This window comes from Streptococcus sp. SO4, from assembly GCF_030440055.1.
GTDB classification, from domain to species: domain Bacteria; phylum Bacillota; class Bacilli; order Lactobacillales; family Streptococcaceae; genus Streptococcus; species Streptococcus nidrosiense.
In genome coordinates, this window is record NZ_JAQFJI010000009.1 from 19915 (window position 1) to 34143 (window position 14229).

27 protein-coding genes are annotated in these 14229 nt (G+C 39.8%); all 27 read left to right on the top strand.

Annotation, left to right across the window (positions count from 1 at the left end; genetic code table 11):
* Positions 1–10 precede the first annotated feature (10 nt).
* The 27 genes from PCY08_RS06510 (at position 11) to PCY08_RS06640 (ending at position 14218) form a co-directional block, all read left to right on the top strand.
* A complete protein-coding gene (locus PCY08_RS06510; RefSeq protein WP_301559827.1) occupies positions 11–187 on the top strand; it encodes a hypothetical protein in 177 nt (58 codons plus the stop codon).
* A 28-nt stretch (positions 188–215) separates the two neighbouring features.
* Complete coding sequence (locus PCY08_RS06515; RefSeq protein WP_301559828.1) at positions 216–404, top strand: hypothetical protein; 189 nt, start codon at positions 216–218, stop codon at positions 402–404.
* Positions 397–1197: a DUF1642 domain-containing protein gene (locus PCY08_RS06520; RefSeq protein ID WP_301559829.1), complete on the top strand. Its 801-nt coding sequence runs from the start codon at positions 397–399 to the stop codon at positions 1195–1197. The genes PCY08_RS06515 and PCY08_RS06520 overlap by 8 nt, the downstream gene beginning before the upstream one ends.
* Entirely contained in the window at positions 1190–1732 is a 543-nt protein-coding gene (locus PCY08_RS06525; RefSeq protein ID WP_301559830.1) for an HNH endonuclease, read from the top strand. The genes PCY08_RS06520 and PCY08_RS06525 overlap by 8 nt, the downstream gene beginning before the upstream one ends.
* A gap of 48 nt (positions 1733–1780) precedes the next feature.
* A complete protein-coding gene (locus tag PCY08_RS06530) occupies positions 1781–2020 on the top strand; it encodes a hypothetical protein (protein ID WP_301559831.1) in 240 nt (79 codons plus the stop codon).
* On the top strand, positions 2017–2277 hold the full coding sequence (locus PCY08_RS06535; RefSeq protein ID WP_301559832.1) for a DUF1372 family protein: 261 nt from the start codon (positions 2017–2019) through the stop codon (positions 2275–2277). Before PCY08_RS06530 ends, PCY08_RS06535 begins: the two co-directional genes overlap by 4 nt.
* Positions 2274–2666 carry a YopX family protein gene (locus PCY08_RS06540; protein WP_301559833.1) on the top strand — a complete coding sequence of 131 codons (393 nt, stop codon included), beginning with the start codon at positions 2274–2276 and terminating at the stop codon, positions 2664–2666. The genes PCY08_RS06535 and PCY08_RS06540 overlap by 4 nt, the downstream gene beginning before the upstream one ends.
* On the top strand, positions 2663–2926 hold the full coding sequence (locus tag PCY08_RS06545) for a hypothetical protein (protein ID WP_301559834.1): 264 nt from the start codon (positions 2663–2665) through the stop codon (positions 2924–2926). Before PCY08_RS06540 ends, PCY08_RS06545 begins: the two co-directional genes overlap by 4 nt.
* Positions 2927–2937: 11 nt before the next feature.
* Complete coding sequence (locus tag PCY08_RS06550; protein WP_301559835.1) at positions 2938–3102, top strand: hypothetical protein; 165 nt, start codon at positions 2938–2940, stop codon at positions 3100–3102.
* A 15-nt stretch (positions 3103–3117) separates the two neighbouring features.
* Positions 3118–3981 (top strand): SPFH domain-containing protein, encoded by an 864-nt coding sequence (locus PCY08_RS06555; protein ID WP_301559836.1) that lies wholly within the window; start codon positions 3118–3120, stop codon positions 3979–3981.
* A gap of 30 nt (positions 3982–4011) precedes the next feature.
* Complete coding sequence (locus tag PCY08_RS06560) at positions 4012–4437, top strand: ArpU family phage packaging/lysis transcriptional regulator (protein WP_301559837.1); 426 nt, start codon at positions 4012–4014, stop codon at positions 4435–4437.
* A gap of 112 nt (positions 4438–4549) precedes the next feature.
* A complete protein-coding gene (locus PCY08_RS06565) occupies positions 4550–5116 on the top strand; it encodes a site-specific integrase (RefSeq protein ID WP_301559838.1) in 567 nt (188 codons plus the stop codon).
* A 213-nt stretch (positions 5117–5329) separates the two neighbouring features.
* A complete protein-coding gene (locus PCY08_RS06570; protein WP_301559839.1) occupies positions 5330–5674 on the top strand; it encodes an HNH endonuclease in 345 nt (114 codons plus the stop codon).
* A gap of 209 nt (positions 5675–5883) precedes the next feature.
* Positions 5884–7152, top strand: a complete 1269-nt coding sequence (locus PCY08_RS06575; RefSeq protein WP_301559840.1) for a hypothetical protein — start codon at positions 5884–5886, stop codon at positions 7150–7152.
* Positions 7142–8368, top strand: coding sequence for a polymorphic toxin type 50 domain-containing protein (locus PCY08_RS06580; protein ID WP_301559841.1), 1227 nt, complete (start codon positions 7142–7144; stop codon positions 8366–8368). Before PCY08_RS06575 ends, PCY08_RS06580 begins: the two co-directional genes overlap by 11 nt.
* A complete protein-coding gene (locus tag PCY08_RS06585) occupies positions 8368–8559 on the top strand; it encodes a hypothetical protein (RefSeq protein WP_301559842.1) in 192 nt (63 codons plus the stop codon). The genes PCY08_RS06580 and PCY08_RS06585 overlap by 1 nt, the downstream gene beginning before the upstream one ends.
* A 53-nt stretch (positions 8560–8612) precedes the next feature.
* On the top strand, positions 8613–8882 hold the full coding sequence (locus PCY08_RS06590) for a hypothetical protein (protein WP_301559843.1): 270 nt from the start codon (positions 8613–8615) through the stop codon (positions 8880–8882).
* A 63-nt stretch (positions 8883–8945) separates the two neighbouring features.
* The gene (locus PCY08_RS06595; protein ID WP_301559844.1) at positions 8946–10358 is read left to right on the top strand and encodes a terminase; all 1413 of its coding nucleotides are present in this window, start codon (positions 8946–8948) and stop codon (positions 10356–10358) included.
* Positions 10359–10438: 80 nt separating this feature from the next.
* Positions 10439–10900: a DUF4355 domain-containing protein gene (locus PCY08_RS06600; protein ID WP_301559845.1), complete on the top strand. Its 462-nt coding sequence runs from the start codon at positions 10439–10441 to the stop codon at positions 10898–10900.
* A gap of 14 nt (positions 10901–10914) precedes the next feature.
* Complete coding sequence (locus PCY08_RS06605) at positions 10915–11811, top strand: phage major capsid protein (protein WP_301559846.1); 897 nt, start codon at positions 10915–10917, stop codon at positions 11809–11811.
* A 3-nt stretch (positions 11812–11814) separates the two neighbouring features.
* The gene (locus PCY08_RS06610; RefSeq protein WP_301559847.1) at positions 11815–12033 is read left to right on the top strand and encodes a hypothetical protein; all 219 of its coding nucleotides are present in this window, start codon (positions 11815–11817) and stop codon (positions 12031–12033) included.
* Between the two features lie 20 nt (positions 12034–12053).
* The gene (locus PCY08_RS06615; protein ID WP_301559848.1) at positions 12054–12449 is read left to right on the top strand and encodes a phage Gp19/Gp15/Gp42 family protein; all 396 of its coding nucleotides are present in this window, start codon (positions 12054–12056) and stop codon (positions 12447–12449) included.
* Positions 12436–12774, top strand: a complete 339-nt coding sequence (locus PCY08_RS06620) for a hypothetical protein (protein WP_223141106.1) — start codon at positions 12436–12438, stop codon at positions 12772–12774. Before PCY08_RS06615 ends, PCY08_RS06620 begins: the two co-directional genes overlap by 14 nt.
* On the top strand, positions 12767–13003 hold the full coding sequence (locus PCY08_RS06625) for a hypothetical protein (RefSeq protein WP_301559849.1): 237 nt from the start codon (positions 12767–12769) through the stop codon (positions 13001–13003). The genes PCY08_RS06620 and PCY08_RS06625 overlap by 8 nt, the downstream gene beginning before the upstream one ends.
* The gene (locus PCY08_RS06630; RefSeq protein WP_301559850.1) at positions 13004–13339 is read left to right on the top strand and encodes a hypothetical protein; all 336 of its coding nucleotides are present in this window, start codon (positions 13004–13006) and stop codon (positions 13337–13339) included. It abuts the gene before it with no gap.
* Between the two features lie 13 nt (positions 13340–13352).
* Positions 13353–13904 (top strand): phage tail protein, encoded by a 552-nt coding sequence (locus PCY08_RS06635; RefSeq protein ID WP_261064890.1) that lies wholly within the window; start codon positions 13353–13355, stop codon positions 13902–13904.
* Positions 13905–13954: 50 nt separating this feature from the next.
* Positions 13955–14218, top strand: coding sequence for a hypothetical protein (locus tag PCY08_RS06640; protein WP_301559894.1), 264 nt, complete (start codon positions 13955–13957; stop codon positions 14216–14218).
* Positions 14219–14229: the final 11 nt, after the last annotated feature.

Genomic DNA, 14229 nt, shown 5'->3' on the forward strand with positions numbered 1-14229 from the left:
AGGTAGAACAATGCCACAACCTAAAACGTATGCCTTATACAAAGGCGACAAATTACTAGGGATAGGGACAGCACAGGAGTTGGCTGAATTGACGGGTGTATCAGTAAGCACGATCCATTACTACAACACCCCTACCTACAAACGGCGCACAAACCCGGACAGGGCTAGACGATTAATTGCCATTTGAAGAGGGCAGACATCGATGAGGTATTTGGATGAAATACACTAAACAGAACTTGATTGACGGAATGAAACAATCAATCAAGAGGAACGAAGAAAAGATTGCTGAGTATTCGAAGCCGTGTGATGCACGGAAGAGACGGATTAGAGCATTGGAGCGCGATTTGTTGAAGAAAAAGAATAAAGAGCTAGAAGAAAAGATAAAGGAGTTAGAAGATGAATGAAAAAAAATTGATTAATGTCCCACGGATTTTGTTCCCTATCGGAACAGATGTTTTAATAAAAGGGAAGATAGTTAGCTTAAAGGTGCTTGATGACAGGTTTGTTGAGAACGTTGTTAAACTTGATTACGGCGAACAAATTATTGCTCCAAACGATGCGATTTATGTCGAGGGCGAACCAGAAGCAGGTAACGCAGATGAAGCTCCACGCTATGTCAAGAATATACTAGCAAGATTGCGAGAATTGCCATTGCATGACCGTGAAGTTTGGCTAAAGGCTATCATGGGTGAATTTGAGAAAGATTTCAGTCATGCAAAATGGCGTGAGGGCTACGAGCAAGGAAAATTTGAGGGAGCATGGGTTGGTAATCAATTGAAGGATGCTGATAAGATTCGACGTGAGTTGAATCAAGTAAAGGTTCCGCAGTTTGTGGCGGAAATTATCGAGTATTACAAGGGACAGAACGCTACGTTATATGATGCGCTTAGAGAAAAAAATTTCAACAAACAATACAATGAGTGGTTGATGAATGAACAGGATGCTTACGACAAAGTCGCTCGTGCATGGCTTGATGGCTACGAGGTCGAGGAAGAAAAGCGGTATTTGGTGAGAATGAAAAATATTCGCGAAGACCACGAAACTTTGAACTGCGAAAAACATTCAAGAATATGGAATTTTTCAAGTGAAGAAGAAACCACACTTTATAAAACAAAACACACCCGCAAACAATTAGAAGAAGCTGGGTTCGGATGGGTCTTCTCTTGTGAAGGAATAGAGGTAGAAGAAGTTGAATGAAGAATGGAAAACAATTTTAGAAGCTCCAAATTATGAAGTATCTAATACTGGAAAAATCAGAAATAAAAAATCCAAAAGTAGCGTAAAGACAAGAGTTGTGAAACGTTTTGGATACGTATTAGTAAATCTTCAAATCGGAGCAAGAGGAGAAAGAAAACAAAGAACTTTCAGAGTTCATAGATTAGTCGCTAAAGCATTTATACCAAACCCTAACAATCTACCACAAGTTGACCATATCAACGGTATAAAAACTGATAACCGAGTATGGAATTTAGAGTGGGTAACTGGAGCAGAAAATACAAAAAGGGCATTTGAAAAAGGTTTAGCTAAGAAATCAAGCGATAAACATTTGCAAACAATGACAGATAAAACAAAAAAGGCTTGTATCATAATAGATATTTTAGAGTCAAAAAAATATTTTTTTAAAACACGAAGGGAAGCTAGTGCGTTTTTTGGTAAAAGCAACTCATGGGCAACAACGTTAATAAAAACTGGAATTGGAAGTAAAGGGAGGTATTGTGGATATGATATTTAACGGCTGGGTATTTGATTGTGAGGGGATTGAAATTGAGGAGGTGGAGTGATGGAAGATTGTCCTTGTCAATCAAGTGGACACTTTTGTATGGAGTGTGAACGTGAAATGATTGCGGAAATGAAACAAAGAGAACGAGAAGAAAGTCTAAAAATTATGGAGATAAAACAACAAGTCATTGTTGATGGTATCACGCACTTGATTAACGTTGAAAAAACAGTTCAAAAAATCATTGAGGCAGGTTACCTAAATCTTGATTTGTTTGAGAAAATATATAAAGAGGTAAAATGAAACGATTTATCACAGTATGTATCCTCGTCTCTGCTGGACTAAACATCTGGCAGATGGACAGGATTCGAGATTTAGAAGAAAAGAAGCCGATTGTCGTCTACAAAGCTGATAATCAAGGCGCAGAGATATTCGGTAAGGTCGTTGAAAAAGGACGACACGGGAAGTTGTATACGATAACAGTTCGTGATTACGGGATATTCGTAGTTACGAAGGAAGTGTATGATACGGTAAAAGTTGGAGATGAGGTGAAATTATGATACCAAAATTTAGAGCGTGGAAAAAAGCAGGGAAAGAATTAGGAAGAGTCGGACAAATAACCTTTGAACTTGATGGGAGTGTATCTCATGTGCTTTTCAAAGGTGAATTTCTAGATTTTAATGTATCAATAAACGAAATTATCCTCATGCAATCAACAGGATTGCATGACAAGAACGGAAAGGAAATCTTTGAGGGGGATATAGTCGATTACAAAGGCAGAAAAGCGCTTGTAAGCTGGCATGGCTCTTATGCAAGTTTTATTTACAGATTTGTAGATGAATTACAAAAGCGAAATGCAGAATGGAATCCTCTTTATTTAGCTTACATGAGATGTGAAATCATCGGCAACATCTACGAAAATCCCGAGCTTTGGGAGGTTAATGGATGACAAAGTTTATTCAACTAGTGCCGTTTAAATATGGTGAGGAGAAAGAACCTATCACGATAAATGTTGATTGTATCAAAAGCGTTTTGAAAAATGATGATTTCTTTAGCAAAGTATTTGTAAACGATGAAATGACAGAGCATCTAAAAGAGCGACTAACTGCCGATAAGTTCATGTATGTAATCAAGCCAACATACAAAGAGATTGCAGCTATTCTAACTCAGAAAGAAGAAAGCTCGCAAGATCATGGATTGGTTGATTGAGGAGAAAGAACATGAGAATTAAAACATTAATGGGAACAATCATCAACGTTGATAAAATAAAGCGTAGCATCACGATTAATGGTGTTGAATATGGTTCAGACTGTCGTGCTTTGGTCTCTAAGCACAGAGACGGTACAGGGACTATTACATTAGTATTTGAAGGAAAAATTATTTAAAAAGGAGTAAAAACAATGTTTACACAATACGATCACGAAACAGGGAAAACTAAACTTACAAAACTTGCAAAAGGTAGCATCATCACGGTTGTTGCTATTACTTCACTTGGAATTTTTCGTCTCACGGCCGTGAAGCGCATCCCAGCTAATACGGTTGGAGTAAAGGTCAGTGCAATCGGAGGTGTTCAAGAAAACACCCTACAAACAGGTTATCATCTCAAAATTCCTTTCATCGATACCGTCTATACTCTTTCGACTTCAGTTCAGACGAAGACTATGGAAAAAATCACAACTCAGACCAAAGATGGTCAATGGCTGAATACTAACATTGATGTGAAATATCGTGTGAATAAAGAAAAGGCAATGACAATCTTTTCAAACTACACCAAGTTAGAAAATGTGAATGAGAGTGTAATTGCTCCGGCAGTACAGAGAGCTATCGAGTCGGTTACTGGGAATTATGACATCTACGACATTCTTGGGAATAAGCGTACAGAAGTCTATGAAGAGATTGACAAGGCGCTAAAAGAGAAATTTGAATCTTATGATCTTGAATTTGTTTCATTCACAATAACTGATCAGGATGCAGGAGATGAAATTGAAGCAGCAATCAAATCTGAATCTGTCAAACAGAAGGAAATTGACACAGCTAAACAGGAACAGGAAAAAGCTAAGGTCGAAGCTGATACCAAGAAAGTTCAAGCTCAAGCTGAAGCGGATGCTGGCATCATCAAAGCAGAAGGAGAAGCTAAAGCTAACAAAGCTAAGTCAGACTCAATCACAGACAACCTTATCCGTATGAAAGAAGCAGAAGCCAGAGAGAAGCATGGCTGGGTTACTGTTAATGGAGCCGGTGGCGTGATTACAAATCATGATTAAAATATAAACGGCATAGAAACGAGGTGAGCGATGCCTTTTTTTCCAGAAATAAACGAAGCCAAAACAAAAGAAAATGCCAAGAAAATTTTGGAGGGATATCCTCACTGGCGTCGTGTAGCAAATGATACAGATGGTCAGAGAGTAACCACGACCTACTCATTCACACCACGAAATCCATCAAGTGCTAAAAATAGTCAAGTTGAGAAATTGGCAATTCGAAAAGTTGATGCAGAGCTAGAGCTAGATGCGATAGAACAGGCTGTCAGCAAATTACATGATCCTTTTTATCGTAAAATCATATACGAGAAGTATCTTGTTTGGCATCAAAAAAAAGATGAGACGGTGTACAATGAGCTTGCAATTTCAGAAAGTTCATATTATGAAATTCTTAGTAAGGCTTTATTAGCATTTGCAGAGCTTTACCGAAATGGCGAACAAGTTGTGATTTTGGAGTAAAAGCGGAGTAAGTCAATAGTAAATATACGATTTTGTGTGCTAAAATTATATTATGAAATGATTGTAAAAGGCAGGCACACCCTGCCTTTTCTTGTGGATTGGAGGTGATGTTTTGAGAAAGGTAGAACCTATTCGTGAACTTGACGATATTGAGAGAATGAAAGACTTTTTAAAATCAAAAAGTGAGCGAAATTATGTTCTGATTATGTGTGGTCTATATTCTGGAATGCGCATCAGCGATATCATACCTCTTCAAGTCAAGCAAGTGACAGGCGATAGGATAGAGGTCACTGAGAAGAAGACAGGGAAGGTTAAGAGATTCGCTATCAATCCAGAGTTAAGAAAGGCTCTAAATCATTACATCAAAACAAATGATCTACAAGGGTACGATTATCTATTTCCGAGCAAAAAGAAAGTTAGGACAGACGGTGTGCGTATCGCTCACATCGGAAGAGTTGCAGCTTACCAAATTTTAAAACAAGCAGCTGAATATGTTGGCTTGAAGAATATTGGAACTCACTCTATGAGAAAGTCATTTGGCTATCATCATTACAGACGAAATCAAAATGTAGCGATCTTGATGGAGTTGTTTAATCATTCATCACCAGATATCACACTTGACTACATTGGCATTAAGCAAGATGAATTGGATGATTCGATGATGAATTTTAGCTATTAAATACCTATTTATTTAACACACTGAGAAAATGTAAATTAGTATTTAATAAAATAGATGTAAGCACTTGCTACGCTTGACGTTTAAGGATGTTGATTTTATTTAACAGAATATAAGATATGTTAAATATACAAGGGTGTTAGAGACTGAAAAAACTCCCCCTACATCATAAAAATTTAGCCCCCCTACCTGCTAAAAAGAAAGGACCCTCCCTAGATGAATACCCCCAAGGACAGACCGGACCGGAGTGGTCCTCACCGAGTTGCTTTTGAAAAGAATAAAAATATTATTCTCAAAACAAGAAATACTTGTGGGATTTGTGGGCTACCCGTGGACAAGTCATTGAAGTATCCACATCCTTTGTCACCAGTCATTGACCACATCATTCCAATAAATCGGAACGGTCACCCTTCAGATATTAACAATCTGCAATTAGCCCACTGGCAATGTAACAGGCAGAAGTCTGATAAGCTGTATGCTGACGATAGGTCAGTCAATGCTACTGTTGTAGGTAATCGCAACCTGCCACAGTCAAGAGATTGGACAAAGTATAGAGCTTGAAGAAGCCAAAAAAAGAAAAATTATATTATTTTTTAAAAATATCAAAAATAATAATGAATGCTTAGAATTTGAAAAAATAACAGATATGTGTGAAGTAAGTCCTAGCAGAGGATAGGGGGGTATCCCCCTCCCACTAGGCGCTCGAGGGCTTCACGCCGTCACTGTACATTTTTTCTCGCGCCAAATCATCACAAAGAAAGGAGAACGGTTTGGAATTAAGAGGAATTGACTATCTCAGGAGGAAGTTGACTCTCTATCAGAGAAGAGTTAATCTGAGGTACAATCATTATGCAATGCAATACCATGAATCACCGACAGGAATTACAATTCCTCCACATATCAGGGTGAAGTACCAAGCTGTTCTTGGTTGGGCTGCAAAGGGAGTTGATAGTCTTGCAGATCGTTTGATTTTCAGGAAATTTGCTAACGATGATTTTAACGTCACAGAAATTTTTGATCGTAACAATCCTGACATCTTTTTTGATAGTGCTATTTTAGCTGCACTGATTGGTTCATGTAGTTTCGTCTATATTTCTAAAGGTGAAGATGATGAGGTGAGGTTACAAGTCATTGAATCAAGCAATGCGACGGGTGTAATTGATCCAATCACTGGATTGCTTGTAGAAGGTTATGCGGTGTTGGCTCGTGATGATTACAATCGTCCAACGCTTGAAGCCTACTTCGAGCCTAATGCTACTCACTTCATTCCGAAAGATGGTAGACCATACTCGGTTGTGAATGAAACAGGTATCCCTTTGTTGGTTCCGGTCATTCATCGTCCTGATGCGGTTCGTCCTTTTGGTCGGTCTCGTATTACCAGGGCAGGAATGTATTATCAGAAATACGCTAAGCGAACTTTGGAACGGGCTGATATCACTGCTGAGTTCTATTCGTGGCCACAGAAATACATTCTTGGACTTGATCCTGATGCGGAACCTATGGAGAAATGGAAAGCTACTGTATCAAGCTTGTTGACGATTTCTTCAAGCGATAAAGGTGAGAAGCCGAGCGTTGGACAGTTTACTACAGCTAGCATGTCACCGTTTACTGAACAACTGAGAACAGCCGCTGCTGGATTTGCTGGGGAGATGGGCTTGACCTTGGATGATTTAGGTTTTGTCTCAGATAATCCATCTTCGGTTGAAGCCATCAAAGCAAGTCATGAGAATTTGCGTTTAGCTGGTCGAAAGGCTCAGCGCTCGCTAGGTGCAGGTTTGCTTAATGTGGCATATGTTGCAGCTTGCTTGCGTGATGAGTTTCGTTATGCTAGAAGTCAATTTGTAAGAACCACAGTGAAGTGGGAGCCATTGTTTGAAGCGGATGCGAATACGATGACCATGATTGGGGACGGTGTTGTGAAATTGAATCAGGCTTTACCTGGCTACATCAATGCGGAGACAATTCGTGATCTTACTGGTATCGCTGGAGACATGTCAGCTAAACCAGTGGTAAGCGAGGGTGGTTCAAATGGAGAATGATGTTTTACCTGGTATCTTGCAAGAGGTTCAGGAGAGGTTTGAGAGAGATTTCGGTAAGAGCGAGGTTGTCAGAAATGCTTTTGCTACATTGAAGGCAAAAAAAGCCACTTACAAAACTGCAAATGAGTTTGCGATTGAAATTGGCGATATTCTCTCTAAGGCTCTAGGAACGTCTCTGAGCACTGATAAATTGCCAGACGGAAAAATGTATTACAATATCGCTCAGCGTTTGCTGACGGATGTGCTAGGACGAAATCACGAGCTTGTGAGTGGTTATGCTAGTGATGTTCAGAAGAATTTGAACGATGAAGCGAAAATCGGTCTGAAAGTTCAAGTTCCTGAATTAAATCTGGATCGAATAGCTGGCATTGTCAATCGCTTTTCGTCTGAGGAGAATTTTGAGGATGTCAGTTGGTTGCTCGGTGAACCTATTGTGAACTTCACTCAATCAATCATTGATGATAGCATTCGTAAGAATGCTGAGTTTCATGCTAAAATGGGCTTGGTGCCGACGATCAGTAGACACTCTACTAGACGTTGTTGCAAATGGTGTGATAGCTTAGTAGGAAATTACATATACGGTGAGGAACCAGCGAATTTCTACAGAAGGCATCAGCATTGTACTTGTGTAATTGACTATCATCCTAAAAATGGTAAGGTTCAAAATTCTTGGACTAAAAAAATCAGAAATGAGAGTTCCGATGAATTAGAAAAGCGTAAGAGAATGAATATTGATGTGCGTGATAATAATCGCAAAGCAGATATTCAGGAATACAAGAAAATAGTTGATGTTTTAGGAGTTCAAAATGCTCCTATTTCACTAGCAAAGTTTCAGGATTTGAAGTATAATGGTGGTGAGGGATATGAACGCTTAAAAGATGTAGTTTATATCCAGGAAAACTTCAAAAATGGCACTTGGCTGGATAAAATCAATCCAGAAAAACAAGCTAGACATATTCAATCAACATCACTGACTGGAAAGAGCTATTTTTATGATCATGTGGATATCAATGCTCTGTACGATAAGTACAAGATGACTGGATTTTTAGAAACAAGTAGAAAAGGCGCTCAAACCAGCAATGAAAAGGTTGATTTGTTTGAAGATAGGCCGTTAGGAATTGATGTATATACTGGTAAGCCTGTAAATGCTATGACAATAAAATATAGCAAAACTGGTGCACACTTGATACCGACATACTACGAAAGGGGAGACTGATGGAACTTAGAGAATTTAATAACAAGGTTGTCAGAATCACCGATATTGACGGCCAAACATTTGAAGGCATCTGTCTTTATGAGGACAAGGATGTCTATGATGAAGAATTTGATGGGTTGTCTGTTAAGTCAGGAACCCGGTGGACAAAACTCTTTGAGGATGAAATCAAGGAAGTTGAAATTATAGCATAAGCACGTTGACAGTGGTCAAGGTGCTTTTATTATATTTTGGAAGGAGTCAGAAAATGAAGTACAGAAAGAAACCTGTTGTGGTTGAGGCGGTGCATTGGAACGGCAATAACTATCAAGAAGTAATTGACTTTGCAGAAAATAATAAGATTTGGTTTGATGCACTTGGAAATACATGGATTTCTACACTTGAAGGTGATATGATAGCCAAAAAAGGGGATTATATTATCAAAGGCGTTCAAGGTGAAATTTATCCATGCAAGCCAGATATTTTTGCAGAAACATATGAAGAAGTGGAGTATCTGAATATTTTAGCTAGTATCTAGGAGGTGATCCGATATCTCCCAGCGATAGGGTTATCATGCGATGACGATTGAAAGGAAATTAGAATGGCAAGGAAGAAACTTGGCAATCAGAATCCTACTCAATCGGTAATTTTAAAATACGTCAAGAAAAATTCAAAAGCTAAAGAAGCGATTGAACTTTACGAGCGGACAGGGCTTTCTTGCTATGCTTGGCAGAAGAATCTTTTGCTGCCTATGATGGCTGTTGACAAAAACGGGCTTTGGGTACACCAAAAGTTCGGCTACTCTATTCCTCGTCGTAATGGTAAGTCTGAAATCCTATATATCCTTGAAATTTGGGGCTTGCATAAGGGATTGAATATCCTGCATACAGCTCACCGGATTTCTACATCTCATTCCTCTTTTGAGAAGGTGAAACGATACCTTGAGAAAATGGGTTATGTGGATGGTGAGGATTTCAATTCCATTCGTGCGAAGGGGCAGGAGAGAATCGAGCTATACTCAACAGGTGGTGTTATCCAATTCCGTACTAGGACATCTAATGGTGGTCTTGGTGAAGGGTTCGACATGCTGATCATTGACGAGGCTCAGGAGTACACGACCGAGCAAGAATCTGCCTTGAAATACACGGTTACGGATAGTGAGAACCCTATCACAATCATGTGTGGGACACCTCCAACACCTGTATCGAGTGGTACGGTCTTCACTAAGTACCGTGAGACTTGTCTTTTCGGGAAAGGGAAGTATTCTGGCTGGGCTGAGTGGTCGGTTTCTGATGAAAAGGAAATTGACGATGTGGAAGCCTGGTATAATTCCAATCCATCCATGGGTTACCACTTAAATGAGCGTAAGATTGAAGCAGAGCTTGGTGAGGATAAGTTGGACCATAATATCCAACGTTTGGGATTTTGGCCAACTTACAACCAGAAATCTGCTATTTCTGAAACTGAGTGGAATGAGCTCAAGGTTGATGATGTTCCAGAATTGTCTGGCAAGTTGTCTGTTGGTATCAAGTATGGCCAAGATGGAACGAACGTGGCATTGAGTATTGCTGCACGGACCAAGGATGGCCGTTACTTTATCGAAACAGTCGATTGTCAATCCGTTCGTAATGGTAATGAGTGGATGGTTGCTTTCTTGCGTCAAGCTGATGTGGCTCAAGTAGTCATTGATGGCGCAAGTGGTCAAAAGATCCTGGACGAAGAGTTGAAGGACTACAGAATCAAGAACGTGATTCTACCAACGGTGAAGGAAATCATCGTAGCCAACGCTCTTTGGGAACAGGGGATTTACCAGAAGACAATCTGCCACGCTGGCCAACCATCGCTATCAAAAGTAGCTACTAACTGTGATAAGAGGAATATTGGTTCCAATGGTGGTTTTGGTTATCGATCGCACTTTGACGATATGGATATTTCTTTGATGGATAGTGCTTTGCTTGCGCACTGGGCTTGTGCTACGACCAAGCCTAAGAAAAAGCAAAAAATCAGTTATTAAAATAAGCGGTCTTGTGACTGCTTTTTTTGATGCCCAAAATTACCGAACTGCCGGGGAAGCAGGAGAAAGGAGACATGAGAATGTCAGAATTTAAACCAATCACTACACAAGAAGAATTTGATGCTGCTATTAAGGGCCGCTTATCTCGAGAGAAAGAGAAGTATGGCGACTATGACCAGCTCAAGTCCCGTGTTGCAGAATTGGAAGAAGAAAATGTTGGCTTGAAGTCAACGATTGAAGCTACTAATCAAAGTAAGGCAGATGCTGACAAGCAACTTGAAGAGTTGCAGAGTCAAATCGCTGGTTATGAGACGGCTAGTCTGCGAACTCGCATTGCATTGAAACATGGACTACCTTACGACCTTGCAGATCGTTTACAGGGAAATGATGAAGAAAGCTTTGAAGCGGATGCAGAGCGTTTGGCATCTTTTGTGAAACATACTGAACATGTCGCACCAATGCGAACTCTAGAGCCTGCTCTAGAAAAAACTGAAAATACATCTTATAAAAACCTAGTACAAGGTTTAGTTTTTGAAGATTAAAGGAGTAATAATATATGACAGATCAACTATCAAGAGGAACATTATTTGACCCAATGCTTGTGACAGACCTTATCAACAAAGTTAAAGGTCACAGCTCATTGGCTAAATTGTCTAATCAACGAGCTATCCCGTTTAATGGATTGAAGGAATTCACATTTACATTCGATTCTGATGTAGATATTGTTGCAGAAAACGGGAAGAAAACGCATGGTGGTGCAAGTCTGGAACCTGTAACTATTGTGCCTATTAAAATCGAGTATGGCGCTCGTGTATCTGACGAGTTCGTTTATGCGTCAGAAGAAGCTAAAATTGACTATTTGAAGTCATTCAATGAAGGATTTGCTAATAAGGTGGCTCGTGGTATTGATATCATGGCTTTCCATGGTGTTAATCCACGGACTAAACAAGAATCGGCTGTTATTGGGGATAACTGCTTTGATAAGGCAGTCACTCAGACAGTGAACTTCACAACAAGTGATCCAGATACCAATGTCGAAGATGCAGTGAAGATGATTCAAGGGGCTGATAATATCGTTAGCGGTATGGCTATTGATACTACATTTGCAAGTGCACTTGCTAGCATGAAGAATGCGGCTAATGAGCGCCTTTACCCTGAATTAGCATGGGGAGCAAATCCAGGGGCTATTAATGGTCTACCTGTAGATGTAAATACAACAGTTGGTCTTAATGTTGGAACCAACAAGGATGTTGCTATTGTTGGTGACTTTGCTAACATGGTTAAATGGGGATATGCTAAGCAGATTCCACTAGAAGTCATTCGATATGGTGATCCAGACAATTCTGGAAAAGACTTGAAAGGCTATAACCAAGTCTATCTTCGTGCAGAAATCTATCTCGGATGGGGAATTTTGGACAAAAACAGCTTTGCTCGTGTTGTGAAAGCGGGGTAGTATATGGAATACATTAATGTAAAAACAGGGACTACTATCGTTACTGAAAATGCAATTAGTGGAGGTGATTGGGTTCCGATTGAAGAATACAAGCCCTTGGACACATTGACTAACGCAGCGTTGAAAAAAATCCTTGATGAAAAAGAGATTACTTATGATAATCGCGCCACAAAACCTGAATTGATTTCGCTGATTGAACAAGCTGACACTGAAGCTCAGTAGTCGCTTGACTGGAGGTAGAAATGGAAAACTTTGCAACAGTAGAAGATTTGAAAAAATTGTGGCGAACGTTGAAATTCGATGAGGAAAAACGAGCCGAGGCGCTGTTGGAAGTTGTTTCTCATTCTCTTCGAGTTGAAGCTAAAAAAGTTGGCAAGGATTTAGATGGGTTAGTGGCTACTGATCCATCTTTTGCTATGGTGGTCAAGTCCGTCACCGTTGATGTGGTAGCTCGCACGTTGATGACCTCAACTGACCAGGAGCCGGTGACTCAATTTGCTGAAAGCGCCTTGGGCTACTCAGTGAGTGGTTCTTATCTAGTCCCTGGAGGTGGTCTCTTCATCAAGGACTCTGAATTGAAACGTCTAGGTCTCAAAAAACAAAGATATGGGGTGATTGATATCTATGGGACGGATTAAAGGAATTACTGTAACTTTGATTGGGAAAACCAAGAATGGTAGGGATGACTTTGGGCATCCAATCTATGAGAATACTGAAATTCAAGTAGAAAATGTTCTGGTTGTCCCAGCTTCAACAGAAGATGTCACTAATCAGCTCAATCTGACCGGAAAGAAGGCTTCTTATACGCTAGGAATCCCAAAAGGTGACCAGAACGAGTGGAAAGACCGTGAGGTTCGTTTCTTTGGGCGAAAATGGCGCACGATTGGCTTTCCGTTAGAAGGCATTGAAGCCATGATGCCTTTGGACTGGAACAAGAAAGTGATGGTTGAAGCGTATGAGTAATCTCAAAGTCAAGCTTATCGGTGCGGGTGTAGGAGCTCTTTTGAAATCCAAAGAGATTCAGGATATTCTGAACAAAGAAGCAACGGTCATTAAAAAAAGATGTGGTCCTGGCTATGAACAAGATAGTCACGTTGGTAAGACAAGGGCCAATGCTATGATTTATCCAGCTACGCGAAAAGCAAAAAGGGATAATTTGAAAAATAACACTTTGTTGAAGGCGGTGCATTAGATGATTGAAATTATTATCAAGAAATATCTTGACGGTCATTTAGAGGTACCGTCATTTTTTGAGCACGAAGCTGAGGCTCCCGATAGCTTTGTCATTATTCAAAAGACAGGTGGGAAGGAGCGTAATCACTCTAGTAGTGCGACCTTTGCTTTCCAAAGTTATGGCCCAACTATGCAGAAAGCTGCGGAGCTTAATGTGAAAGTGAAAAATGCTGTAAAAGAGTTGATTGAATTAGATTCAATCTGTGGTGTCCACTTAAACAGCGATTACAACTTTACAGACACTGAAACAAAACAATATCGATACCAAGCCATATTTGATATTAATTATTTTTAAAAGGAGAAATTAAATGGCAACAGAAGCAAATGTCACGACTGCAAAACCTAAAATTGGAGGTGCGGTTTATTCTGCACCTCTTGGAACAGCACTTCCAACAGACGCAACTACAAAATTAGATGATGCGTTTAAAGCGCTTGGTTATATTTCAGAAGATGGTATGACCAATAGCAACTCCCCAGAATCAGAAAATATTAAGGCGTGGGGTGGCGTCGTTGTAAGTTCGGTTCAAAAGGAAAAGACAGACACTTTCAAATACATGCTGATTGAAGCATTGAATGTGGAAGTTTTGAAGGAAGTTTATGGATCAGATAATGTATCTGGGGACTTGTCATCAGGAATTACCATTAAGGCAAATTCAAAAGAATTGCCACATCATTGCCTTGTAATCGAAACGGTTCTAAAAGGTGGTGTACTTAAACGTATTGTTATCCCTTCAGGAAAAGTAACTGCCATCGATGAAATCACTTATAACGATGGAAGTGTTCTCGGATATGGTACGACAGTAACTGCCTTCCCTAACGCTGCTGACGACACACACTATGAATACATCAAAGGAGCTTAACTATGTCAAGACGAAATCGTAAGAAAAAAAATAACGGAGCAACCCCACAGATTAAAACAATCCGTGGTGTGACTTCAACCGGATTTGCTTTTGAAATCACAAAAGAGCGCTTGGAAAACTATGAGTTGCTTGAAGTTATTGCAGAAGTAGATACAAATCCGGCAGTTTTACCAAAAGTGGTCAAACTTATGCTTGGTGACAAATCCGAGGATTTGAAAAACCATGTGCGGACTGCGGATGGCATTGTTCCTTTGGATAAAATGGGAGCAGAGATTACTGAGATTTTCACAAGTAAGAACCAGTTAAAAAAATAGCGCTCCTTGCT